The 23,548-nt window shown below is 60.3% G+C and carries 22 protein-coding genes; 6 read left to right on the forward strand and 16 right to left on the reverse strand.

Annotation, left to right across the window (positions count from 1 at the left end):
• Nucleotides 1-5: 5 nt before the first annotated feature.
• The 4 genes from ybgF to AC07OE_RS03810 are packed head-to-tail and all read right to left on the reverse strand — an operon-like array spanning nucleotide 6 to nucleotide 3,523.
• The gene (ybgF, locus tag AC07OE_RS03795; RefSeq protein ID WP_495069599.1) at nucleotides 6-749 is read right to left on the reverse strand and encodes a tol-pal system protein YbgF; all 744 of its coding nucleotides are present in this window, start codon (nucleotides 747-749) and stop codon (nucleotides 6-8) included.
• A 56-nt stretch (nucleotides 750-805) separates the two neighbouring features.
• A complete protein-coding gene (pal, locus tag AC07OE_RS03800; RefSeq protein ID WP_495069241.1) occupies nucleotides 806-1,348 on the reverse strand; it encodes a peptidoglycan-associated lipoprotein Pal in 543 nt (180 codons plus the stop codon).
• Nucleotides 1,349-1,371: 23 nt separating this feature from the next.
• Nucleotides 1,372-2,634, reverse strand: a complete 1,263-nt coding sequence (tolB, locus tag AC07OE_RS03805) for a Tol-Pal system beta propeller repeat protein TolB (RefSeq protein WP_495069242.1) — start codon at nucleotides 2,632-2,634, stop codon at nucleotides 1,372-1,374.
• 10 nt (nucleotides 2,635-2,644) lie between these two features.
• Nucleotides 2,645-3,523 carry a glycosyltransferase family 2 protein gene (locus AC07OE_RS03810; RefSeq protein WP_495069243.1) on the reverse strand — a complete coding sequence of 293 codons (879 nt, stop codon included), beginning with the start codon at nucleotides 3,521-3,523 and terminating at the stop codon, nucleotides 2,645-2,647.
• Nucleotides 3,524-3,607: 84 nt separating this feature from the next.
• On the opposite strand from AC07OE_RS03810, the gene AC07OE_RS03815 reads away from it, so the two are divergent.
• The 5 genes from AC07OE_RS03815 to AC07OE_RS03835 all read left to right on the forward strand — a co-directional run bounded on the left by AC07OE_RS03815 (nucleotide 3,608) and on the right by AC07OE_RS03835 (nucleotide 8,486).
• Entirely contained in the window at nucleotides 3,608-4,402 is a 795-nt protein-coding gene (locus AC07OE_RS03815; protein WP_495069244.1) for a glycosyltransferase family 2 protein, read from the forward strand.
• Nucleotides 4,395-6,128 (forward strand): lipid A export permease/ATP-binding protein MsbA, encoded by a 1,734-nt coding sequence (gene msbA, locus AC07OE_RS03820; protein WP_495069245.1) that lies wholly within the window; start codon nucleotides 4,395-4,397, stop codon nucleotides 6,126-6,128. The genes AC07OE_RS03815 and msbA overlap by 8 nt, the downstream gene beginning before the upstream one ends.
• On the forward strand, nucleotides 6,125-6,841 hold the full coding sequence (locus AC07OE_RS03825) for a polysaccharide deacetylase family protein (protein ID WP_495069246.1): 717 nt from the start codon (nucleotides 6,125-6,127) through the stop codon (nucleotides 6,839-6,841). Before msbA ends, AC07OE_RS03825 begins: the two co-directional genes overlap by 4 nt.
• Complete coding sequence (locus tag AC07OE_RS03830) at nucleotides 6,838-7,725, forward strand: DUF6492 family protein (RefSeq protein ID WP_495069247.1); 888 nt, start codon at nucleotides 6,838-6,840, stop codon at nucleotides 7,723-7,725. Before AC07OE_RS03825 ends, AC07OE_RS03830 begins: the two co-directional genes overlap by 4 nt.
• A 188-nt stretch (nucleotides 7,726-7,913) precedes the next feature.
• A complete protein-coding gene (locus tag AC07OE_RS03835) occupies nucleotides 7,914-8,486 on the forward strand; it encodes a hypothetical protein (RefSeq protein ID WP_495069248.1) in 573 nt (190 codons plus the stop codon).
• Here the strand turns inward: AC07OE_RS03835 and AC07OE_RS03840 are convergent.
• The 12 genes from AC07OE_RS03840 to AC07OE_RS03895 all read right to left on the reverse strand — a co-directional run bounded on the left by AC07OE_RS03840 (nucleotide 8,463) and on the right by AC07OE_RS03895 (nucleotide 21,839).
• On the reverse strand, nucleotides 8,463-9,875 hold the full coding sequence (locus AC07OE_RS03840; protein ID WP_495069249.1) for an O-antigen ligase family protein: 1,413 nt from the start codon (nucleotides 9,873-9,875) through the stop codon (nucleotides 8,463-8,465). The two genes, AC07OE_RS03835 and AC07OE_RS03840, sit on opposite strands and share 24 nt — an antisense overlap.
• A 73-nt stretch (nucleotides 9,876-9,948) precedes the next feature.
• Nucleotides 9,949-11,850, reverse strand: a complete 1,902-nt coding sequence (locus AC07OE_RS03845; protein WP_495069250.1) for an acyltransferase family protein — start codon at nucleotides 11,848-11,850, stop codon at nucleotides 9,949-9,951.
• A complete protein-coding gene (locus tag AC07OE_RS03850; protein WP_495069251.1) occupies nucleotides 11,847-14,297 on the reverse strand; it encodes a glycosyltransferase family 4 protein in 2,451 nt (816 codons plus the stop codon). The genes AC07OE_RS03845 and AC07OE_RS03850 overlap by 4 nt, the downstream gene beginning before the upstream one ends.
• A gap of 9 nt (nucleotides 14,298-14,306) precedes the next feature.
• Nucleotides 14,307-15,782, reverse strand: coding sequence for a ribonuclease G (rng, locus tag AC07OE_RS03855; protein ID WP_495069252.1), 1,476 nt, complete (start codon nucleotides 15,780-15,782; stop codon nucleotides 14,307-14,309).
• Nucleotides 15,764-16,378 (reverse strand): Maf family protein, encoded by a 615-nt coding sequence (locus tag AC07OE_RS03860; protein WP_495069253.1) that lies wholly within the window; start codon nucleotides 16,376-16,378, stop codon nucleotides 15,764-15,766. Before AC07OE_RS03860 ends, rng begins: the two co-directional genes overlap by 19 nt.
• A gap of 112 nt (nucleotides 16,379-16,490) precedes the next feature.
• Complete coding sequence (gene rlmH / locus AC07OE_RS03865; RefSeq protein WP_495069254.1) at nucleotides 16,491-16,958, reverse strand: 23S rRNA (pseudouridine(1915)-N(3))-methyltransferase RlmH; 468 nt, start codon at nucleotides 16,956-16,958, stop codon at nucleotides 16,491-16,493.
• Nucleotides 16,959-16,966: 8 nt separating this feature from the next.
• Nucleotides 16,967-17,656: a ribosome silencing factor gene (gene rsfS, locus AC07OE_RS03870; RefSeq protein WP_495069255.1), complete on the reverse strand. Its 690-nt coding sequence runs from the start codon at nucleotides 17,654-17,656 to the stop codon at nucleotides 16,967-16,969.
• Nucleotides 17,656-18,261: a nicotinate (nicotinamide) nucleotide adenylyltransferase gene (gene nadD / locus AC07OE_RS03875; protein WP_495069256.1), complete on the reverse strand. Its 606-nt coding sequence runs from the start codon at nucleotides 18,259-18,261 to the stop codon at nucleotides 17,656-17,658. Before nadD ends, rsfS begins: the two co-directional genes overlap by 1 nt.
• Nucleotides 18,258-19,181: an oxygen-dependent coproporphyrinogen oxidase gene (gene hemF, locus AC07OE_RS03880; RefSeq protein ID WP_495069257.1), complete on the reverse strand. Its 924-nt coding sequence runs from the start codon at nucleotides 19,179-19,181 to the stop codon at nucleotides 18,258-18,260. The genes nadD and hemF overlap by 4 nt, the downstream gene beginning before the upstream one ends.
• Before the next feature lie 5 nt (nucleotides 19,182-19,186).
• A complete protein-coding gene (locus AC07OE_RS03885) occupies nucleotides 19,187-19,828 on the reverse strand; it encodes a 1-acyl-sn-glycerol-3-phosphate acyltransferase (protein ID WP_495069258.1) in 642 nt (213 codons plus the stop codon).
• Between the two features lie 2 nt (nucleotides 19,829-19,830).
• Nucleotides 19,831-21,123 carry a phosphoribosylamine--glycine ligase gene (purD, locus tag AC07OE_RS03890; protein WP_495069259.1) on the reverse strand — a complete coding sequence of 431 codons (1,293 nt, stop codon included), beginning with the start codon at nucleotides 21,121-21,123 and terminating at the stop codon, nucleotides 19,831-19,833.
• Nucleotides 21,120-21,839: a YebC/PmpR family DNA-binding transcriptional regulator gene (locus AC07OE_RS03895; protein WP_495069260.1), complete on the reverse strand. Its 720-nt coding sequence runs from the start codon at nucleotides 21,837-21,839 to the stop codon at nucleotides 21,120-21,122. Before AC07OE_RS03895 ends, purD begins: the two co-directional genes overlap by 4 nt.
• Nucleotides 21,840-21,897: 58 nt before the next feature.
• Here AC07OE_RS03895 and AC07OE_RS03900 point away from each other — a divergent pair, with 58 nt between their 5' ends.
• Nucleotides 21,898-23,490, forward strand: coding sequence for a helicase HerA-like domain-containing protein (locus tag AC07OE_RS03900; RefSeq protein WP_495069261.1), 1,593 nt, complete (start codon nucleotides 21,898-21,900; stop codon nucleotides 23,488-23,490).
• Nucleotides 23,491-23,548 lie beyond the last annotated feature (58 nt).

A 23,548-nucleotide genomic window follows, 5' to 3' on the forward strand; every position in this document is an offset into this window, starting at 1 on the left:
AAACGCTACTTGAAGCGTGCCAAGCGGTCTTTGCCGGCCGCAGCGGCTTCCGTGCCGGGATAGCCAGACACCAGTTCTTCCAAAGTTTTGCGAGCGGCCTTGGTGTCCTTCATTTCCAACTGGCAATTGGCAATAGCTAGCAGGGCTTCGGGAACGCGCATGTGGTCGGGCGCCTGCTGCACAAGCATGCGGAAATTTGCCTGCGCCTCTTTGTAGTCTTTGGTGGCGTATTGGGCATTGCCCAGCCAGAACAAAGCGGAAGGACGATAGCCACTTTGGCCATAGCGATTGAGGAAGTCGACAAAAGCACTTTGCGCTGGTGCAAATTCGCCACGACGGAAGACGGCCAAAGCAGCCTCGAAATCGCGCTTCTCTGCAGGGTCTGCGCCAAACTCGCGACCGTCGTAGCTCACGCGCACTGGCTCCAACTTGCGCAGGCGGTCATCCAGCTGCTGAGCACCATCTTTCTGCTTGCGCTGCAAATCGGCCACATCACGGGCGAGTTGCTCATCCTGACCACGCATTTTTGCCATCTCGGCACGGCTGGCTTCCAACTGGTTTTGCAAATCGACGAGACTGCGGCGAAGCTGCGCGGCCTCTTCGGAGGCTCGGCGGTTTTCCTCTGCCAGCTTTTGGTCGGACTCTTGGCGCAGAGTCTCTATTTTTTGTCGCAAATCCAGAATCGCCCGACGTGCCTCTTCGTCATCAAAAAGACCAGCAGAAGCAGTGCCCAAGGTCATCAGCAGCATGACCGACAAGGCGGCGCTGCGAGTTCCGTTCCAGACGGTCAACGTCACGGTTTGCCTCAGCGGTAGCTGAACACAGCGCGACGGTTTTTCTCCATCGCAGCTTCGCTGCTGCCTTGCACGGCGGGTTTTTCCTTGCCAAAGCTCACAGCTTCCAATTGGCCATCCGTCACACCTTGCAGCAGCAGCGCCTTGCGTACTGCTTCAGCACGCTTTTGACCTAGCGCCAAGTTGTATTCGCGACCACCACGCTCATCGGTATGCCCCTCCAGAATGACTTTGCGAGCCTTGTTGGCCTTGAGGAACTTGGCGTGCGCCTCAATCACAGATTGGAATTCAGCACGAATAACGAAGCTGTCGTAGTCGAAATACACCGTGGTGGGTGTAGTTGCCAGCAGCTTATCGAGCGCCATCTTTTCCAGGTTCGTGGTGTCAATGTTCTTGTCGGTAACCTGGCCTGTGTCCGTCGTCTTCGTGCTGTCCTTGTTCTCGCCGACGGCGGTACCGGTCCTGTCTTCCACAGTGGGGGTGTCCAATTTGACGGCCGAGCCACAAGCACTCAACACCAAAGCCACCGACATTGCCAAAAGAATCCGCTTCATTCCATACTCCTAGTTAAGTCTCTTTACTTCTGCACGGGGCCCCAATCGGGCTCCCGGATGTCGCCATTCTGGCCCGCCAAACGGGCTTTGATTTTTCCATCCAAGGTCGTGGTCATCAATGCTTCACGGCCCTGTTGCAAGGTGGCGTAAATCACCAAACGACTGTTGGGTGAAAAACTGGGGTTCTCGTCCGCACTGGTGTCCGTAATAGCGTTTGCAGTACCCGTGGCCAAATCCATGATGTGCAACTTGAACGCACCGTTTACGCGCGACACATACGCCAACCACTTACCGTCTGCGCTAACCGCGGGCGAGATGTTGTAGGTTCCATTGAAAGTCACACGCTCCGGGTTTCCGCCGCTAACGGGCATACGGTAAATCTGCGGTGAGCCACCGCGATCACTGACAAAGTAAATGGTCTTTCCGTCAGACGTAAAGACGGGCTCAGTATCGATGGCGGTAGATTGGGCAAGTCGTTTGGGCTCGCCACCGTTGGCATCCATCAAATAGATTTGCGAGCCCCCATCGCGGCTCAAGGTCAAAGCCAGGGTGCGGCCATCTGGTGACCACGCAGGTGCGCTGTTGGACCCTTTGAAATTGGCTACCAAACGACGACGCCCTGTTCCCACGTCGTGCACATAGACTACGGGCTTGCGTGATTCAAAGGACACATAGGCCAGCTGATTGCCGTTGGGCGCCCAAGAGGGGGAAATAATGGGCTCAAAGCTATTCAGCGCACTCTGGGGGTTTTCCCCGTCGGCGTCAGCCACCCACAAATTGAACGACGTGCCCGCCTTGGTAACGTAGGCGATGCGGGTCGAGAAAATGCCCTTGTCGCCGGTTAATTTTTCGTACACGAAGTCTGCAACGCGATGGGCTGCGAGTCGCAAATCTCCCAAAGCCACAGCATGGCTCTGCCCGCCCAAATCCTGGTTGCGCACAGTGTCCCAGACCCGGAAGCGAACATCGTAACGACCATCTGCCAGCCGTGTCACGCTTCCGGCTACCAATGCATCTGCCCCTTTTTGCCGCCATTGCGCGACGTCCGGGCGAGAGGACTCATCCCAAGCACCTGCAACATTGTCTGTGCCCCGGAACTGCCCGCTGCGTTCCAAGTCGGCCATCACGATCGCGGCTAACTTCTGGGGCGTACCATCCTCACCTCGGAATGCTGGTATGGCGATGGGCAGCTGCGTCATGCCCACGCCAGATACTTCTACGCGGAATTGGGCCGCGGCCTGCAGGCTGAAAAAACCAACAACCAGTGACAAAAGAAATTTATGCATCGTGTTCCGATTATCCCCAACTGCGAACGACGGTATCGCTGGCTGCAAGACTTTCTTGGTAACCAACAGTTGCCCGTACTTGCTTTGTCTTCTGCCGCTCACGCACCTTCTCTGCGTTCACGCCTTCACGGCCACGATCGGATTCGGGGTGCCACAAGTGGTAGACCTCGGTTGAACAAAAGCCATTCTTGCGTATCAAGCCCGCATTGTGTAGCCGCAGTACGAAGTCTGCATCCTCGTGCCCCCAGCCGACGAAGGTTTCATCAAAGCCGTTGACAGCTTCGTAATCCGAACGCCACACCGCCATATTGCAGCTGCGAATACCTTTCCAGACAAAGCGCGACTGCAAACGCCTGCGCCAATCAGGTAGGCGCACCAAACCCATCAATTTACTGGCTTCACCCGCTAGGCGCCGACGCAACCAGAATGCGACGGAATGGCCGGCAATCGCCAGATTCTGTGCAATCGCGCGCTGGGTAAAGGCCGGGTTCAAAAGCACGCGGCTGCCATTGACAAAGCAGCCTGACTGCGCGAGCCGGCGATGGCGTGCGATAAAGTCCACTTCCGGAACGCAATCGCCGTCCATGAGTATCAAATAAGTCCCCTTGGCAGCAGCTACCCCCAGATTGCGTACCTGCGATACCGTAAAACCCACATCCGGGTGCCAGACATGGGTCACCTGCAACCCGCTGTCGCGGCATGCCTGCTCCGCCTTCTCCCTATGGACATCGGAGGATCCGTCGTCGGCGATGACGACCTCAAAGTTCCGGTCTGTTTGCTGTGCCAGCCCCCGCAGGACGAGCACCAGCGCGTCGCTGCGGTTATAGGTGGTGATAACCACCGATATCAGGTCGGAAGAAAGCATTTTGGAATAGACTAAGCCGCTCACGCGGAGCGGTGTGGAGACACCTTGAGTTTGCGATAGACGTTGCGCTACGCAAAAAGTTCACAACACCGACGAATGTTATCACCCATGGCCCAGATTTCTGTTTACATCATTGCCTTCAACGAAGTGGAAAAGGTCCGCGCCGCCATAGAAAGTGTGCGCTGGGCTGACGAGATCGTGGTGGTGGACTCCTGGAGCACGGATGGCACTGCGGATCTCGCCACCCAGCTCGGAGCCCGTGTCGTGCAAGTCGAATTCAAGGGCTTTGGGGACCTGCGCAACCAGGCGATTGCCGCTTGCACACACCAATGGATTTTCAGTTTGGATGCGGATGAGCGGTGCACACCCGAAGCCGCACAAGAAATCAGGCAGTTAACCGAAAATTCCAGGGCGCTGGACGCGTACCATACGCCGCGCCGCAATTTCTTCATGGGGCGCTGGATCAAGCACTCAGGTTGGTATCCCAATTATCGGCAGCCTCAGCTATTCCGCAAGGGCGCCATGCGCTACGACCAGAAGCCCGTGCACGAGGGCTACATCCTCGAATCCGACAAGCCGCTGGGCCACATGCAGCAGGCGATCTGGCAGTTCCCCTTCAAGAACATGGCTGAGGTCATGCACAAGGCCAACCGCTACTCTTCCTTGGGAGCGGAGAAGATCAAGCACAAGCGCATCACCATGGGCTCCGCCCTGCTGCACGCCAAATGGGCCTTCTGGAAACACTACCTTTTTAAGCTGGGTTTTCTGGATGGCTGGGCCGGCTTTGTGATTGCCGTGGGTAACTTCGAGGGCACTTTCTACCGTTATGTAAAGGCTCTGGAGATCCAAAAGGGTGAGGCATGGCACTCCCCGACCAAGCCATCCTTGTCTCCGCATGACTAAGGCAGACCGCACGCTCTATCTGCGGCTGCTGGGCTTTCTCCGCCCCTACTGGAAGGCCTTCTCTGTCGCCGTGCTTTGCATGGTGTGCACTGCAGCGACTGAGCCGGTGTTTCCTGCCATCATGAAGCATCTGCTCGACAGCGGCTTCCGCACCACCGAAGCACGGATGGTGTGGCTGATACCCGCCAGCATCGTGCTGCTGTTTCTGGCGCGCGGGGTGCTGTCTTTTGTGACCAATTACCTCATGACTTGGGTCTCGACGCGCTTGGTGGTGGACCTGCGGCGTGCAATGTTCGACAAGCTGGTAGGCGCCCCCACACAAATATTTCACACCAAGCCTGCCTCGCAATGGATTGCCCGCCTGCTCTACGACGTGGACAATATCAATCAGGCCTCCACCAACCTGTTGGTCATTGCGGTACGTGAATCCCTGACGGCTTTAGCGCTGCTGTCCTATCTGGTCTACTTGGATTGGAAGCTGACCTTGATTACGCTGACTGTGGGGCCGGTAATTGCTGTTTTGATCCAGAGCTTTGGTCGCCGCATACGCAAGGCCAGCAAGGCCAGCCTGGAGTCATTGCGTGCCGTCGCCCACACCGTGGAAGAGACTACTGCGGCCAACAAAGTCATCAAGATATATGGCGGTCAGGCGCAGCAAAAAGAGCGATTCCATGCCGTCACCGAAAGCTTTCGCCGCAGCATGATGAAGGAGGCCGTACCGGCCTCGGCCCTGACACCCATCACGCATATGACGGCCTCCATCGCGATTGCCTTCATCATCTACATGGCGCTCAGCCGTGCCATGGGGCAGGCCGGAGATACGGCAGGCGGTTTTGTCTCCTTCATTACCGCCATGCTGCTGTTGATCTCGCCCATCAAGCAGCTGACCACCATCAGCCCCATCCTGCAACGAGGCTTGGCCGCTTGCGAAAGCGTCTTTGAGGTTCTCGATGCGCCTGTAGAAGCCGACAAAGGCCATGCCAAGTTGCCAGACTGCAAAGGCGAGATCCGCTTTGAAAACGTGTCTTTCCGCTACCCCGGCAGCGACAAGCTGGCACTGGACAAGATCACCCTGCAGGTACAACCCGGCCAGACCATAGCCTTGGTAGGGGCGTCGGGCGGCGGAAAAAGCACGCTGGCGTCGCTGATTCCGCGCTTTTACACGCCAGACTCTGGCCGCATCACAGTGGATGGTGTCGACATCTCCACACTGGCGCTGGCCAACCTGCGCGAGCACATCGCATTGGTCAGCCAGGACATCGTTCTGCTCAATGACAGCATTCGTGCCAATATTGCCTTTGGCCAATCTCGCGGTGCTGATGACACCAAAGTGCAGGAAGCTGCGGTTGCTGCCCATGCCTGGGAATTCATCTCCCAGCTGCCACAAGGACTGGATACGCTCACCGGGGAAAACGGTGCAGCGCTCTCGGGCGGCCAGCGACAACGCATTGCGATTGCGCGAGCTCTGCTCAAGGATGCGCCCATGCTCATCCTCGACGAGGCCACCTCGGCCCTGGATACCGAGTCAGAGCGCGTGGTACAGGATGCCTTGTCCACCCTCATGCGCAACCGAACCACCTTGGTCATTGCACACCGACTCAGCACCATTGAACGCGCAGACCTGATTGTCGTGCTGGATCAAGGACGCGTCGTGGAATCTGGCAACCATGCCTCCCTGATCCAACGCAACGGCTACTACGCCAGCTTGCAGAGGTTGCAGACATGAAAATCCCCATCCTGATGTACCACCAGATCGACGAGCCGCCACCGCGTGGCACGGCACTACGCGGACTCATCGTGGCGCCCTCCTCGTTCGCCTGGCAAATGCGCATGCTGCGCCTGATGGGCTACAAAGGCCTGTCCATGCGCGATCTGGAGCCCTATCTGCGTGGAGACCTGCAAGGCAAGGTAGTGGGCATCACGTTTGACGATGGCTATCAGAACAACCTGGTCCACGCTCTACCCACCCTGAAAGCAAACGGCTTCACCGCAACTTGCTATGGTGTCAGCAGCATGGTGGGAGGCACCAACGCTTGGGATGCAGGGAAAGTGGCGCAAAAACCGCTGATGACACGACAGGACTGGATAGCCTGGCACGAGGCTGGAATGGACGTGGGCTCGCACACACAGACGCATGCCAACCTCCAGGAGCTGCCCGAAGAAGCGGCGCGGCAGCAGATCGTGCAGTCCAAGGACGAGCTGCAGCGGTTGTTGGGCGCGGAGGTGCGGCATTTTTGCTACCCCTACGGCTGGTTCAAACCCGAGCACGAAGACATGGTGCGCGCCGCAGGCTACGTGACGGCCACAAGCACACGCCGGGGCCGTGCGCAAGCGGGCGACAACCCCTATGCGCTCAACCGCATCATGGTGGCGCGGGCTACACTTCCCCTGCAGTTCTTTCTGAAGGTGGCCACGACCTACGAGGACAAGCGTGCATGAACCCGCTGGCGCTGTACTGTAAAAGTTATAGCACCGACCTGCGGCGCGTCGTGCGCCTAATGCAATCCATCGAGCGCTTCAACGGGACACGCATTCCCGTCTATGTATCCGTGCCCGACTCAGAGCTGGCCCTGTTTCGCGAGCACCTAGGCACCACCTCTGCCCAATTGATCTCTGATGAGAGCATTCTGCAGGCATCTCCGCGCCTGAACCTTGACTTGGTCGCAGGCATGCACGGTGCGGTGGCACAGCAGGTCGTGAAGTCGGAGTTCTGGCGCTTGGGATTTGCTGAGTCCTATGTCTGTCTGGATTCGGATGCGGTCTTCATACGTCCGTTTTCTGTCGATGATTTTCTGGCTCCAGACGGTTATCCATACACAGTGCTGGATGAGGCGCACGACCTGCTGGAAGGCGCCATGCAACATGGTCGCCCGCGCATCGTGGATGACTTTGTGCGAGAAGCCGCATCGATGCAACAGACATTCGGACGTCATGGCCGTCGCTACAGCTTCGGCCCGTTTCCTCTGGTATGGCACCGCAAGGTGTGGGAATCGCTGGACAGCAACTACCTGCAGCCGCGCGCAATGAGCTTTGCCGACGCGATTGCGCAAACCCCGATTGAGTCGCGCTGGTATGGGGAATCGCTGCTGGCCTACCAAGCCATTCCCCTGCACCCCTGCCAGGCGCTTTTCAAGGTCTATCACTATGCCTGGCAGCTAGACCAGGAAACACGCCGCGGCATCACTCAGAAGCAACTGTCCACCCTGTACTGCGGCGTGATCTACCAGTCGGCCTGGGAGCGCGAGATGGATTGGCCCAGGGAAGGCGGTGGCCTGCTCTCGCGCGTCGGCCGGCAATTGCGTCGCAAGCTGGGCAAGATATGAGCCCCCCCGGCACCGAACACATCCCCATACTGCTGACTTCCAGCGTAGTGGCCCATGACAAGGGAGTTCGCCTACAAGATCCCACGGAGCGGGCTCGACTGGCAATGGAGTCCGTACAACGGTGGCGGGCCATTGTCCCTCGCAACCCACTAGTACTTTGTGATGGATCGGGCTTCGACTTCCAACCCTTGCTCGCTACGCTGCCTGGGGGCGGCCCGGTGGAATGCCTGCATTTCCAGAACAATGTGGAGCGGGTCCAGCAGCATGGTCGGGGCTATGGTGAAGGCGAGATCGTGCGCCACGCCATGGAACACTCCACGCTGATCCAGTCTGCTAGCTGCTTTGCCAAATGCACCTCCAAGCTATGGGTGGACAACTTCAGTGCCTGCATGCAAGCATGGAATGGGTATTTGCTCATGAAGGGGGTGTTTGACCATGCTTTCTCGCCGCGCAAGGCAACAACGCTGGCCTATATCGACACGCGGTTTTATGCGATGGACCTGCAGACATACCAACAGTACTTTCTGCATGCCCATGAATTCATTCGTGCCCAAGACGGCTATGGCCTGGAAGAGAGCTTCAGGGATATCTTTCTGAACAAGCAGTTGCAAGGTTGCCTGATGAGCCCTCCTCCGGTCATCAGCGGCGTGGGGGGCGGAACTGGCGCGTACTACAAGAACACGCTCTTGCGCCAACTCAAGGAAAAGTGGCGCTACCAGCTCGTCAAGCACAACCCGCTATTCCGAAGCTGGTTTGCCTGAACGCAGCCGCAAAAACAGCGTGAGCAGGAAAAAGGCCTGCATCTCCAGATAGTGTTCCTGGTAGACGGCATCCACCATGCCGCGCAACAGCCAGAAAATGGACAGCAATAGAAGCGCCAAACCCGCTGGCCATGTTTGCTCTTGCTTCAGCGCGCTCCAGCCCGACTTAGCGAACCGCAAAAGTACCCAAGCGTAGAGAATGGCCCCGATCCAGCCCACGGCCAGTATCAGATTGATCCAGGCATTGTGCGCATGGGAAAAGTTCATCGCCGGCACATGGCCACATCGCTGCTCTATGCGGTACTGGTAAGCATCACGCCCGCCGTTCCATCCCCAAGGATTGTTGACACTCAACTCTGCGCCAACCCGAGCTAACAGCACACGCCCACCATCCGCGTTGAGCCCTTCGACCAAAGATGCTATGTAGGCCGCGTCCCTATCGGGATGCTGTCGGCGGACAAACTCGGAGGTCGCAGGGGTAAATCCTTCACAGATCAAGTCTTTCGGCTTCTCAACCTGAAACCCAATCGCCACCTTGTCCCCCATGGAGTACCACACCGGGTTGTGCGAGACCACCTGGTAAAAGAACACCAGACACAGCACCCCGACGCCCACGATCACGAGACCCGCACCCCGTCCCAAGCGCAACGGCTTGCGCCGTACCCGGACGAACACTGCATAGATCACGCAGGCCAGCGCCAGAATCAACAGTTCAAAGTAGGCCGCAGCACGTGACTGAGCAATCACCACGCTCACAAAACACAGCGCTACAAGGGCCCCTGCCTCGATTGCCCTGCGGTGCTTGCCCTGCTGCCAGGCTGCAAACATCACAGCCAAGCCTATGCACATAGCCTGGGAGGCTGGATAACCCAAATTGCCATGCATGGGCTCTATGCCTCTAAACCCCAGTGGAAAGGCTTGAAACGGCTTGTGCAACAAGGAAACATCTCGCAGCACTGCCCACAACGACTGGCCTGCCGCCTGCAAGGACGGATCCTCATAAAACGCGGGCTGAAATACGCCGGCCCAGGCCAGCACGGTAAGGCCCAGGTGAATGAATACCGGCACCGCGCTGACCAATGTAAGTACCCAGAGCGTCAGGCGTTTCGTGCCAAGTATCAGAAACGCCCCCCACGCAAGCAACCAAGTCAGCATGGACTCGCCCCACATGCCCTTGCCAATCATGTTGCTCCATGCCCCTGCCGGATCCGGGGCAATCAAGGGGAATATCAGGAGATAGGCGCACCAGAGCCAGACCGGCAATGGCACCGCAGCAGCCAGCGTGGTCATGCGCACACGCTCCGTGCGCCATGCAAAGCCCAGATAGCAAAGAAGGAGCAGCAACAAGCCCAGGTGCAAGACATTGCGCAAGGCAATCGTGCCCGACACGGACAGCACACCGGCAAAGGCCAGAAGCATCGCAAAGTAAAGCCCCTGAAATCGATTCAACATCATGTAGTTCTCAATGATTGGCGGCGTTCAAACTCTCGCTCAACCGCATGGAGCCGGCCTGGGACAAGTGATTCTCATCCTTGAAAACGCTGTGTCCATCCTGCAGGATGGGGCACTGCCCCTCACGGCACAGCATGGTATTTGGGTCCACAACGCGAACCTGCGGCCAGTGTGCTAGTACGCGTGTGGCACTGGTGCGCACCGCTTCGGATTTCGCATCGTCTGCGGTCTTATCAATGACACAGGAATAAGGTGGTTTGCGCCCAAGTGGCAGCGCGCCCATGCACAGGCGTGGATCAAAGCCCGGCTCTACCACTGGTAAAAAATAGTACACCTGCTTGCCGGCAGATTGCAGCAACGACAGCGTGGCATCCAGTTTGACCTCAAAGTCCTGACGCTCCTGCGGCGAAGACTGCGCTGTCAGATAGCGCCCTCGAAACACCAGCGCCACCGCACGCACATTCGCATCCCCAGCGATATCGCGCAGCGTGGTTTCCATATGACGCTCGCACTCTGAGGTTCCAGCGCCTGGTGTGGCCGCCATCACCGGAACACAGGCACCTTTGCCGCGCACGGCCAGGTTCAGACCTTGGGCATCGAAGGCTTTGGCCAGTCCCCAAAATGCGTGCACCGCATGGCTGTCGCCAAGCACCACGGCACTGACCGGTTTATCCGCATGGGCGCGCAGGCATACCTCCCGCTCCGGGAATTTGAAGGGCTTTTCACACTTCGCCTCGGTAATAAGTCCCTGCTTCTCGAAATCCAGGAAATCTTGGCTCGACGCCTGATCTAAATGAATGAGGTTCTTGTGGCGTATACGCTCCAGACCATAGCGGTCATAAATATTCTTGCCGAGCAGACCAAGGATAACCATTGCCACCACCAAGAGGCTGATCACCAGACGGCGCGGCAACCTACGCAGAGGCACCTCCCAAAGTCGGTAGGTCAGTACAGACAGCAGCAGACTCACCAGAACGAGCCCCAGCCGAAGGCCCACAGACGCCTGGCCACTTTCGATGATGTAGGCAAAGCTAAGCAAAGGCCAATGCCACAGATACCAAGGGTAGCTTACCTTGCCCACGGCCACCATCGACGGATGGCTCAGGAGACGCCCCGTCCAATCCGACGTCGCAGGCACGCCAATCAGCACCACCGCAGCCAGCACGGGCATCAGCGCAACCACACCAGGAAACGGCACCTTTGCATTCAGCAGCACCGTCGCGCCCAACAGCACAGTAACCGCCATGCCCCGCACCACCTGTCGTAAGGACTGCAAACGCTGGGGCTGCAAGGCCAGCCATGCCCCCGCAAGCAACTCCCAGGCCCGGCTCGCGGGGGAATAGAAAGCTTGCGTGCGGTCACTCCACACCCACCAGATCGACAGCAACAGAGAGACAGCGGCCAGTGCGGCAACGATGCGCACGGCACCGCGCCGGCTACGCAGAATCAGCCACAGCAATAAGGGCCATAAGATGTAGAACTGCTCCTCGATCGCCAGTGACCACAAATGCAGCAGCGGCTTCGCCTCGGACGCCTTGTCAAAGTACCCTGCCTCCCACCACAAACCGATGTTCGAAAGAAAGGCTGCCCCCAGGCCCAGATGCTTGCCCAGCTGCATGTACTCCTGCGCCAGCAAGGTATGCCAGCCCGCAATCAAGCAGGCTAGCAGCACCAGAATGAGGGCGGGGAAGATGCGCAGAATGCGCCGTGCGTAAAAAGACGCGAGGCTCCAGCGGCCAGCCTGTATCTCCTGCTGCAGGATGCTGGTGATCAGAAAGCCCGAAATCACAAAGAAGACATCGACCCCGATGAACCCGCCGGGAAATACCTCCGGGAAGGCATGGAAGGCCACGACAGTCAGGATGGCAATGGCCCGCAGGCCATCGATATCGGAGCGGTATGCAATGCTCATGCAGTTGCCCCCACCGCCATCTCGCCCAACAACTGACTGACTGCTGCCTGCGTCGTGTAGGGACTGGGTAGTCCGTTGTCCGCAAGCCCGTTACTCTCCCAGCGCGCGACCAACTGCTTGGTGGCCAAAGTCAGCGCGTCCTGAGCACCAGCAGTCAGGATTTCAACCGCACTATGCCCCTGCTGCCGCAGCAACTCTGCCATTTGCGCATTCCCATGCACCGTTGCCAGTATGGGTCGTTGCATCCACAGGTATTCGTAGAGCTTGGAGGGGATGTATTCGGCACAGATAGGCTCGGTGCCGTGCAGAAGCAGCAGCACATCGGCGCTTCGCATGCGGCGCAAGATCTGCTCACGCCCGGAAAGCCCGGTCACCGGATCCGCCTCGATACGCCCCAGGTGGCACACCATATCCCGTACGGGCGACTGGGCGATGGCGGCTTGGGACACAGAGTCCAGCGGCCCGCCGGTAAGCTGCAGCTGCAGCTGGCTACGCAACTCAGGGCGGTCGGCGACCAAAGACTCCAGTGCAGAGATGATGGGCGTGAGGTTGCGTGTGGCCGAGAGCGAGCCGAAGTGCCCTATCACCATCTTTGGCCCCGGTACGTAAGGCGGCAGCACCTTGAACGGCGCGTCAATGCCCGGCAGCAGCATCTTGCCGCGTTCGCCCAGTTGCAGATGGCGACGCTTGGCGCTGGCCAGGGCTTGCTCGGTAAACCAGATGGCTACATCGGCATCGGTACAAATCTGGCGTTCCACATCAGCCTGCATGCGTTCCTGCGCAGTCTTGGGCGTTCTGCCTGGCATCACCAGGGGGTCGTGCACCTCAGCCAGCCAACGCACATCCAGCGCCTGTTTCAAGGCGCGTCCGGCCACATGGGCGGCGAAAGCCCCGCCGGTGGAATAGATGAGATCGAACTTGCGGTGCTGGGCCAGCGCACGCCCCTTGAGGTAGGCGCTGAGCCACCAGGACCAGGAACTTTCCACAGGCCGTAGCAGCTTTTCTATGAACATGAACGGCAACAAGGGGATGGACAGCAGCACCATGACCAGGCGATAAGCCCCTGCAGAACCCAGATGTTTGCGCAGCACATGGCGCAGCTCAAAGCGAATGCCTGCCGGGCCTGCGGGCCACAGCTGGTAGTGCTCATAGTGCGTGTCCTTGTGGCCTGACACACCGCTTAACACCACGAGTTCGATACCTGCTGCCTCTAGATGCGGCAGCTTGTCGGTGATGGTCTGGCTGGCGGCGCGGCCGTCCATGTTGAAAGCGTGAGACAGCACCAGCCAGCGCTGCTTGAATTTTCTGGCTATGCCTTGGAACAAGGCTTCGTAATCAGACGCCGCTTTCTGCCACGAATGCGCACCCGCAAACGCTACCGCTTCCGCGGACAGCTTGGCCGCCAATGCTGTATCTCCCAGCACCCGGCGTATCCGGGTCACAAGCTCTTGAGGATCCGCCGGGTCTTGCAACAGCAGCGCGTTATGTTCGTCCGACAAATCCCGTGCGATGCCGGCGTAGGGTGCTTGGCTCACGACCACCTGCAAACCATAGGCCATGGCCTCCAGCACCACCATGCCGTAAGCGTCTTCCAATGTCGGATGCACCAACAAGTCGGCGGCACTATAGGCCCGCCCCATATCAGACAGGCTGCCCAGAAAGTGCACCCGTGATCCCAAACCCAAACGTTCTGCCAAACGCTGCATCTCGGACTGGCTTTCGCCTTTGCCAACCACGGCCAGATGCGTGCCTGCATCCAGTTGCTTTAGCGCCTCCAGCAAGGTGGGCAGGCCTTTCTTGACGAAATCATTGCCCACAAACAGCAGCAATGGCACTGTGACCGGCAAACCCAGTGCTTGGCGTGCAGCAGCTTGGGCTTCTGCAGATGCGCGGCCCGGCACCGATTGCACACCCGGCGTGATGACCTCCAGCATGGGGGCCGCCGCAGGAAACGACTCTTGCACCACTTCGCGAAGCGAGGCAGAGGCGCACACCACCCGCTTTTTGCAGGCAGACGCGTAGCGCCGCCGCTCCAGCCACAGGTAGGCCAGCAGCCGCGGACTCGTCAGCACCTTGAGCCAGCGCAGCGCCCGTCCAACGCCCTGCTTGCCTTCAAACAAGGTGTGCTTCACCGGCAGCACATGCACGGTCTGCACATTGCCATGCCAGGTGTTCTCGTGCGAATGCACGATGTCAAAACCCGTGCGCGTGGCACGCCAGGTTTTCCAGGCGAAGTACAGCTGGTTGATCCAGCGTGGCCGCTCCAGTGGAATGGGGATGCGATGGTAGGTGACGCCGGGAAATTCGTGCGCAATCGTCTGCGCGTACACATGTACTTCATGACGCGCCGCCAACTCTTCCACTACCGCGATGGAATAACGCTCAGCACCACCGCCTGTGGTGGCAAAGTTCCGGCTCAGTACGGCGATCCGCAAACGTTCAGTCACACGCCACCATCACAAGAGCACGATGTCGTACTGTTCCTGCGCCATGGCCGCTTCGCTTTGCAGCGACACCGGCTTGCCGATGAACTCGGACAGGCCCGCCAGGTGCTGGCTTTCCTCGTCCAGAAACAATTCGATAACTTTGGGTGAAGCCACCACGCGGAACTCGCGCGGGTTGAACTGGCGCGCCTCGCGCAGGATCTCGCGAAAAATGTCGTAGGCCACGCTGCGCGGGGTTTTGACAATGCCCTTGCCTTCGCAGGTGGGGCATGGCTCGCACAGCATGTGGGCCAGCGATTCGCGTGTGCGCTTGCGTGTCATCTCTACCAGACCCAATTGCGAGAAGCCCCCGGCCATGGTCTTCACGCGGTCACGTGCCAACTGCTTGCGGAATTCGCCCAGCACGGCTTCGCGGTGGTCTTCGCGCGCCATGTCTATGAAGTCCACGATGATGATGCCACCCAGGTTGCGCAGGCGCAGCTGCCGCGCAATGGCCTGTGCGGCTTCCAGATTGGTCTTGAAGATGGTGTCGTCGAAATTGCGCGCACCGACAAAGCCACCCGTGTTGACGTCCACCGTGGTCAGCGCCTCGGTCTGGTCCACGATCAGGTAGCCGCCGGACTTGAGTTCCACGCGCCGGCCCAGGGCCTTGGCCACTTCCTCGTCGATGGAGAACAGATCAAAGATGGGGCGCTCGCCCTTGTAGTGCTGCAACTTCTCAGCGGCGGCCGGCATGAACTCCGAGCCAAAGGCCTTGAGCGCCTCGAACTGCTCGCGCGAGTCCACGCGGATGGTCTGCGTGCCCTCGCCCACCAGATCGCGCAGCACGCGCTGCAACAGGCTCAGATCCTGGTGCAGTAGGCTTTGAGCAGGCAGGCGCACCGAAGCATCCTTGATGCGCGCCCAGGCCTTGCGCAGATAGCCGATGTCCTCGGCCAGCTCGGTGTCGGATGCATCCTCGGCATTGGTGCGCAGGATGAAGCCGCCGCCCTGCTTGCCAGCCAGCGCCTGCATGCGGCTGCGCAGCTCGTCGCGCTGCGCAGTGGGGATTTTTTGCGACACGCCAATATGGTCGTCCTGCGGCAAAAACACCAGCAGCCGCCCGGCAATGCTAATTTGGGTGGACAGGCGTGCGCCCTTGGTACCGATCGGGTCCTTGATGACCTGCACCATGAGCGACTGGCCCTCGAACACCTGTTTCTCGATCGGCACTTGCGGCTGGTTGGCGCGAGATTCGCTCAACGACTCACCCGGCGCCGGCGGATGCCAGACATCGGCCACATGCAAAAACGCAGCGCGCTCCAGGCCAATGTCGATGAAGGCCGACTGCATGCCCGGCAGCACACGCGCCACCTTGCCCAGATAAACATTGCCCACCAGGCCGCGCTCCAGCGTGCGCTCCACGTGCAGCTCCTGCACCGCACCGTGCTCGACGATGGCCACACGCGTCTCCTGCGGCGACCAGTTGATCAGAATGTCTTGTTGCATGGGAAACCCAGCTCGCGCAACGCCTGCGCGGTCTCAAACAAAGGGAGGCCCATGATGCCAGAGTACGAGCCCTCAATGCGCGCAATAAATGCTGCCGCCCGGCCCTGCACGCCATAGGCGCCCGCCTTGCCCATGGGCTCGCCGCTGGCCACGTAATCGGCGATCTCGGAATCGCTCAGATCGGCAAACACCACTTCGGATTCGCACAAACGCTGCACCGTCTTGTCGCCCCATCCAATGGCAATGGCGGTGAACACCCGGTGAGTCTGGCCAGACAGGGCCCGCAGCATGCGCTTGGCATCTTCTGCGTCATCCGGCTTGCCCAGAATCTGCGTTCCCAGTGCCACCGTCGTATCAGCACAAAGAACAGGCAGATTTTGGCCTTCAGACCTTGTCAATCGTGCGCGAGCAGCTATCAATTTAAGAGCAGTCACACGCTGCACATAGACCTCGGGCGCCTCGCCGGGCAAGACCGCCTCCAGACTTTCCGCATCTTCGTCGGGCGTGGGCAGCAGCAGTTCATGCGCCACACCAATCTGCCCCAGCAGCTCACGGCGGCGCGGACTTTGGGATGCCAAGTAAATGAAATCAGTCATACAAACACGCTAACGTTTGAAGGACTTGAGCGCCGCCGGGCCGCCCCAAGGCGCGAGGGCCCCCTTGGGGGGCAGCGACCCGTGCAACGGAGGAGCGTGGGGGCAACATTTGTCATTCGCGGTGATACGGATGGTTGGCATTGACAGACCAGGCGCGGTAGAGCTGCTCAATCAGCAGCACTCGCACCATGGCGTGCGGCAGGGTCAGGTCGGACAGGCGTATGCGCTCGTGGGCGGCCTGGCGGAATTCGGGGGCCAGGCCATCGGGCCCGCCGATGACCAAGGCCACATCGCTGCCGCCCAGTTGCCACTCCTTGAGTCGCTCGGCCAGCGCCGTGGTGCGCAGGCTGGTGCCACGCTCGTCCAAAGCCACGATGCGCGTGCCCTTGGGGATGGCCTCTTCAATGCGCTTGCGCTCAGCCGCGTAGAGCTGCTCCACGGTCTTGGAGCCGCGGGGTTCTGTCTTGATGGCCTTGAGTTCGACCTTGAGTTCGTGGGGGAAGCGTTTGGCGTAGTCGTCCCAGGCGGTTTGCGCCCAGTCGGGTACCCGCTGCCCCACAGCGACGATGAGCAGCCGCACGGCCAGCCTCAGGCTTTACGGGGCGCGGCTTTCTTGGCGGGGGCCTTCTTGGCCGCAACGGGCTTGGCAGCCGTTTTCTTGACTTCCGGCTTCACTACCACCGTTTTCACCGGGGCCTTGGCAGTTGCCGCTTTCTTGGCAGGCGCCTTTTTGGCGGGTGTCTTGGCACCGGCTGACTTTGCGGCCGCCTTTTTCAGGGCAGCTTTCGATGGGAAGGCCTCTTCCACACCCTTCTTGGCCGCGCTGGAGCGGCGCATGCTGGGCTCGCCAACGGCTTTTTTGGCGGGTGCTTTGGCTGCGGGTTTGGCAGCTTCCGCCACCACGGGCTTGGCAGCACCCAACTTCAAGCGCACAGGCTTCTCGCCCCACAGTTCTTCCAGGTGGTAGTACTGGCGGAAGTTGGGTTGGAAGATGTGCACCACGGCCTGCGCGCAATCCACGATGATCCATTCGCCATTGGCCTCGCCTTCAATGCGGGGCTTGGGAAACCCAGCTTCGCGTACGGCATCGCGCACGCTGGCGGCCAGCGCCTTGGTTTGGCGGTTGCTGGTACCGGAGGCAATGATCACGCGTTCAAACAGGGAGGACAGGTGTTCGGTATCGAACACCACAATGTCTTGGGCCTTGACGTCTTCCAAACCGTCCACGATGGCACGCTGGAGTTTCTGGGTGTTTTTGGCAACGGTGGAAGTAGTCATCAGGTCGATTGGTAAAGATGGTGTTGGTCAATATAACGCGCAACGGTTTCAAAAACCAGAGGGCCAAGGCTTTGGCCCGTGGCAGCGCGGTGTCGGAGTTCGGTGGCACTGGTGGCCACGGGGGGCATGTTCAGAACCGTCAGGCCGGGCACATGTGCTTTCAAGGCATCAAATTGGCCCTTGGCCCCCGTTGAATCTGCGCGAGCAGCTACACAAATTATAGCAAGTGCGGGCAATCGCTCCCAGCGGCTCCAGCTGGGCAGCGCGTGCGCCTGGTCTTCGCCAATCAGCAGGTACAGCTGAGCGCCCGAATTTTCCTGCTGCAGCTCCAGCAAGGTGTCCACGGTATAGGTGGGCCCGGGGCGCGCCAATTCACGCCCGTCCACCACCACCTGTGGCAGGTCTGCAAATGCCAGACGGGCCATGGCCATACGGTGTGTGGCGCCGCTGAGGGTGCGGCTTTTGTGCCAGGCATGCCCGGTAGGTATGACATGCAATGCATCCAGCTGCAGCTGCAGAATAGCCGTAGCCGCCAGCGCGTGGTGCCCCCGGTGTGGCGGGTCAAAAGCCCCGCCAAACACGCCAATGCGCCGCGGCTGGGTCAAACCCAATCCCTCGCTGTCAAAAAGCGCTCGGTCAAGGCAGCTTCTGCAGAACCCGGTTCTGGCTGCTGTTGGTAGGCCCAGCTCACCAGCGGCGGCATGGACAGCAAAATGGATTCCGTGCGCCCGCCGGACTGCAGGCCAAAGTGCGTACCACGGTCCCACACCAAGTTGAATTCCACATAGCGGCCGCGGCGGTAGAGCTGAAACGCGCGCTCGCGTTCGGTGTACGGCATGTCCTTGCGGCGCTGCACGATGGGCAGGTAGGCATGTAAAAACGCATCGCCCACCGCCTGCAGCATGGCAAAACTGCGGTCCTGGCCCAGCTCGGAGAAGTCGTCGAAGAACACACCGCCCACGCCACGCGGCTCGTTGCGGTGCTTCAGGAAGAAATACTCATCGCACCACTTTTTGAAGCGCGGGTACTTGTCGTCACCAAACGGCGTCAACGCATCCTTGCAGGTCTGGTGGAAGTGCACCGCGTCGTCGTCAAAGCCGTAGTACGGCGTGAGATCCATGCCGCCGCCAAACCAGCACACCTCCTGCCCTTGCGGGTTTTTGGCGGCCAGCATGCGCACATTCATGTGCACCGTGGGCACATAGGGGTTGCGCGGGTGAAACACCAGTGAGACGCCCATGGCCTCAAACGGCGCGCCGGCCAGCTCAGGCCGGTGCTGCGTGGCGCTGGGCGGCAGCTTGGGACCGCGCACATGCGAGAAGCCGCAGCCAGCGCGTTCAAACACCGCGCCGCCTTCCAGAATCCGCGTGATGCCACTGCCCTGCAAAGGCTCATGGGGCGCTTTTTCCCAGGGGTCAGACAGGAAGTTACCGCCATCCACCTCAGCAATGGCGGTGGTGATGCGGCTTTGCAAACCTATCAGGTACTGGCGCACATGGGCGGGAGTTGCTTGCGGTTCGGCCATGGTGATCAGGAATTCTGTGGGCCTGCGTCTTGCGGCGTCGGCATGGGTTGAACAGGGGAAGCCCATGCCGGGTTCTTGCCCCGCACACCGGCCAACGTAGCGGCAATGCGAGCAAAGTCAGCCTCGGCATTCCCACTCAATGTCAAAAACGTGGTGGCGTCCACCACGCGGCGGTCATAGTCCAGGCTCACCACGCCCAGTGGCACCTGCGCACGCAGGGCCGCCTGGTAGAAGCCACTGCGCCAACCGGGTGTCCAGCGGCGTGTACCCTCGGGCGATAGGCCCAGCCAAAACAGGCGCTGACCGGCACGGGCTTCGGCAAGCCCCTGCACCACTTGCCCCACCACGCCCTGGGGGGCGTGACGCAACACAGGCACACCGCCCAACCAGCGCAACCACGCACCAAACACCGGAATTTTGAACAGGCTGTCCTTGCCCCAAAAACGCACGGGCAGGCCCAGCGCCCATTTGGCGAACATGGCCACCACGAAATCCCAGTTGCTGGTGTGCGGATACACCACGATCACGCCCTGCAGCGCGGGCAAGCCGTCAAAGCGCACCGTCCAGCCCATCAGGGCCAGCAGGCGGCGCGCTACCGCACTGCCCTGCAATTGCACTGCATGGGGCGCTGTCCAGGCTTGCGGCATGCCTAGCCTTTAATGGCCCGGTAGCCAATGTCCGTGCGGTATTGCATGCCGTCGAAGCGAATCTCGCTGATCACCTGGTAGGCGCGTTGTTGCGCCTGCTTCACGCTGTCGGCCAGCGTGGTGACGCAGAGCACGCGTCCGCCGGATGTCTGCAACACGCCGTCCTTGAGGGTGGTGCCGGCGTGGAACACGGCAGCGTCCTCACTGTCTTTGGGAATGCCGGTGATGGCATCGCCCTTGCGCGGGCTCAGGGGGTAGCCGTGCGCGGCAAGCACCACGCCCAGTGCGGTGCGGCGGTCCCATTGCAGTTCCACCTCGTCCAGCTTGCCGTGAGGGCCGGGTTCGGTGGCGGCCATGAGCACGTCCACCAGATCAGTTTTCAGACGCATCATGATGGGCTGCGTCTCGGGGTCGCCCATGCGGCAGTTGAACTCCAGCGTCTTGGGCTGGCCGTTTTTGTCGATCATCAGACCGGCGTACAGGAAACCGCTAAACGGAATGCCGTCCGCCTCCATGCCTTTGACCGTGGGCAGGATGATTTCGCGCATGGCCTTGGCGTGTATGTCGGGCGTGACCACGGGGGCGGGCGAATAGGCGCCCATGCCGCCGGTGTTGGGGCCTTGGTCGCCATCTTGCAGGCGCTTGTGGTCCTGGCTGGTGGCCAGGGGCAACACATTCTTGCCGTCCACCATGACGATGAAGCTGGCCTCTTCGCCTTCCAGAAACTCTTCAATCACCACACGCGCGCCACCATCGTTGTGCGCCACGCCCAGGATGTTGTCCACCAGCATGAAGTCGATCGCCTCGTGCGCCTCGGCCACCGTCATGGCGACCACCACACCCTTGCCGGCGGCCAGGCCATCGGCCTTGACCACGGTGGGCGCGCCCATCTTGTCCACGTAGGCGTGGGCCGCCACGGGGTCGGAGAAGGTGGCGTATTCGGCCGTGGGAATGTTGTGGCGGCGCATGAAGGCCTTGCTGAAGGCCTTGGAGCTTTCCAGTTGGGCCGCGGCCTTGGTCGGGCCAAAGATGCGCAGGCCGTGGGCGCGGAATTCGTCCACCACGCCAGCGGCCAGCGGCACTTCGGGGCCCACCACGGTTAGGGTGATCTTGTTCTCTTGTGCCCACTCGCGCAGAGCCACCACGTCGGTAATGGCGATGTTTTCCAGGTGCGGATCGGTGGCCGTACCACCGTTGCCGGGGGCCACATAGACCCGCTGGATTTTGGGAGACTGGGCCAGTTTCCAGGCCAGAGCGTGTTCGCGACCACCGCCGCCAATTACAAGGATATTCATAGTGCAGCGTTGTGGTAAATCTCTTGGGTGTCGTCCAGGTCTTCCAGAACGTCCAGCAGTTTTTGCATGCGCTCGGCGTCTTCGCCGGTCAGCTCAATGGTGTTTTCCGGGCGCATGGTTACGCCCGCCACTTCAGCCTTCAGGCCTGCAGCCTCCAGCGCAGCCTTCACGGCTTCAAAGTCGGTATAGGCGGTCAGTACCTCGATGGCGCCATCGTCATCGGTGATGACGTCTTCGGCGCCGGCCTCCAGGGCCACTTCCATGACTTTGTCTTCGCTGGTGCCGGGGGCAAAGATCAGCTGACCACAGTGCTTGAACTGGAAAGCCACCGAACCTTCGGTGCCCATGTTGCCGCCATGCTTGGTGAACGCAAAGCGCACCTCGGCCACGGTGCGCACCTTGTTGTCCGTCATGGTGTCGATCAGGATGGCCGCGCCGCCGAAGCCGTAGCCCTCATAGCGGATTTCTTCATAGGTGATGCCGTCCAGCGAACCCGTGGCCTTGTCCACGTTGTATTTGATTCGGTCCGCGGGCATGTTGGCGGCTTTGGCCTTCTCAATGGCTAGGCGCAAGCGGGGGTTCATGGCGGGGTCTCCACCGCCGGCACGGGCCGCTACCGTGATTTCACGAACGATGCGGGTCCAGATCTTGCCGCGCTTCTCGTCCTGCCGCCCTTTGCGGTGCTGAATATTGGCCCATTTGCTATGTCCTGCCACTTGATGCCCTCTAAAAATTCGTTACGCTACTCCTTCGATTGTACTTTTTGAGACTTTCATGGCTTCCATCCAAGACGAGGGCATCCTGATTGCCCAACACGGCACCGGCAACTCCACCGTCCAGTGCTTTTTGCGGCCCGACAAGGCCAACCGCCATGGACTCATCACCGGCGCTACCGGCACCGGTAAAACCATCACCCTGCAAACACTGGCCGAAGGCTTTTCCAGCATCGGCGTGCCCGTCTTCATGGCCGATGTGAAGGGCGACCTGACCGGCATCTCCCAAAAAGGTGCATTGGGCGACAAATTGGCCAAGATCCTCAAGGAACGCGGCATTGACGAACCCACGTTTTCCGCCTTCCCCACCACGCTGTGGGACGTGTTTGGCCAGCAAGGTCACCCCGTGCGCGCCACGGTGAGCGACCTGGGCCCCCTGCTGCTCGCCCGCATGCTGAACCTGAACGAGACCCAGGCCGGTGTGCTGCAGCTGGTGTTCAAGATTGCGGACGACGATGGCCTGCTGCTGCTGGACATGAAAGACCTGCGCGCCATGTGCCAGGATGTGGGCGAGAACGCCAGCCACTACACCACCGAGTACGGCAACATCAGCGCCGCCAGCATTGGCGCCATCCAGCGCGGCCTCATGCAGATTGAAGAGCAAGGCGGCGACCAGTTCTTTGGCGAGCCCATGCTCAACATCGAAGACTTCATGCAGACCGATGGCTCGGGCAAAGGCGTGGTCAACATCCTGGCGGCCGACAAGCTCATGCAGTCACCGCGCTTGTACGCCACCTTTTTGCTGTGGATGCTGTCCGAGTTGTTCGAGGCCCTGCCCGAGGTGGGCGACCTGGACAAGCCCAAGCTGGTGTTCTTCTTTGACGAGGCCCACCTGCTGTTTGCTGACGCGCCCAAGGTGCTGATAGAGCGCATTGAGCTGGTAGTGCGCCTGGTGCGCTCCAAGGGCGTAGGGGTGTTCTTCGTCACCCAAAACCCGCTGGACATTCCCGACAGCGTGCTCGCCCAGTTGGGCAACCGCGTGCAGCACGCGCTGCGCGCCTTCACCCCGCGCGACCAGAAGGCCGTCAAATCGGCCGCCGACACCATGCGCGCCAACCCTGGACTGGACGTAGCCACCGCCATCACCGAACTTGGCGTGGGCGAGGCCCTGGTAAGCCTGATGGACGAAAAGGGGCACCCTTGCCTGACCGAGCGCGTGTTTGTGCTGCCCCCGGCAAGCCAGATTGGCCCCATCACTCCCGAACAGCGCAAGACGCTGCTCTCCGAGTCCATCGTCGCGGGTGTCTACGAGAAGGCTGTGGACCGGGAGTCTGCGTTCGAGAAGCTCAAGGGCCGCACCAAGGCCAATATGGGCCACGCGGCACCGGTAGAAGACGATTTTCCGGCAGCAGACACTGCCGCGCCGCGCGCATCCAGGCGGGGATCTGCTCCCACGCCGACCGCCACACCTGCGCCCAGCGGCGGCGGCATTCTGGACAGCATTGGTGACATGCTGGGCGGCGGTGCCCGCCGCTCGCGCGCCAGCGTGGGCGAGCAAATGATCAAGAGCGCCGCCAGCTCCATCGGCCGCGAAGTGGGCCGCCAGATCATCCGCGGCGTGCTGGGCAGCATCCTGGGAGGTTCGCGCCGGTAAATCAGGCGCCAAACTTGCTTTGCGACAATCGCAGCCTTCACAAAACATATAAGGAATA

Source organism: Rhodoferax sp. GW821-FHT09E07, assembly GCF_059416145.1.

Bases quoted from the DNA above. Each gene is read 5' to 3' on its own strand.
- AC07OE_RS03815 (WP_495069244.1), top strand. From the start codon at position 3,608: ATGGCCCAGATTTCTGTTTACATCATTGCCTTCAACGAAGTGGAAAAG.
- AC07OE_RS03885 (WP_495069258.1), bottom strand. From the start codon at position 19,828: ATGCCGCAAGCCTGGACAGCGCCCCATGCAGTGCAATTGCAGGGCAGT.
- purD (WP_495069259.1), bottom strand. From the start codon at position 21,123: ATGAATATCCTTGTAATTGGCGGCGGTGGTCGCGAACACGCTCTGGCC.
- AC07OE_RS03860 (WP_495069253.1), bottom strand. From the start codon at position 16,378: ATGACTGATTTCATTTACTTGGCATCCCAAAGTCCGCGCCGCCGTGAG.
- AC07OE_RS03845 (WP_495069250.1), bottom strand. From the start codon at position 11,850: ATGAGCATTGCATACCGCTCCGATATCGATGGCCTGCGGGCCATTGCC.
- rsfS (WP_495069255.1), bottom strand. From the start codon at position 17,656: ATGACTACTTCCACCGTTGCCAAAAACACCCAGAAACTCCAGCGTGCC.
- hemF (WP_495069257.1), bottom strand. From the start codon at position 19,181: ATGGCCGAACCGCAAGCAACTCCCGCCCATGTGCGCCAGTACCTGATA.
- rng (WP_495069252.1), bottom strand. From the start codon at position 15,782: ATGCAACAAGACATTCTGATCAACTGGTCGCCGCAGGAGACGCGTGTG.
- tolB (WP_495069242.1), bottom strand. From the start codon at position 2,634: ATGCATAAATTTCTTTTGTCACTGGTTGTTGGTTTTTTCAGCCTGCAG.
- ybgF (WP_495069599.1), bottom strand. From the start codon at position 749: ATGCTGCTGATGACCTTGGGCACTGCTTCTGCTGGTCTTTTTGATGAC.
- AC07OE_RS03900 (WP_495069261.1), top strand. From the start codon at position 21,898: ATGGCTTCCATCCAAGACGAGGGCATCCTGATTGCCCAACACGGCACC.
- msbA (WP_495069245.1), top strand. From the start codon at position 4,395: ATGACTAAGGCAGACCGCACGCTCTATCTGCGGCTGCTGGGCTTTCTC.
- AC07OE_RS03830 (WP_495069247.1), top strand. From the start codon at position 6,838: ATGAACCCGCTGGCGCTGTACTGTAAAAGTTATAGCACCGACCTGCGG.
- AC07OE_RS03825 (WP_495069246.1), top strand. From the start codon at position 6,125: ATGAAAATCCCCATCCTGATGTACCACCAGATCGACGAGCCGCCACCG.
- pal (WP_495069241.1), bottom strand. From the start codon at position 1,348: ATGAAGCGGATTCTTTTGGCAATGTCGGTGGCTTTGGTGTTGAGTGCT.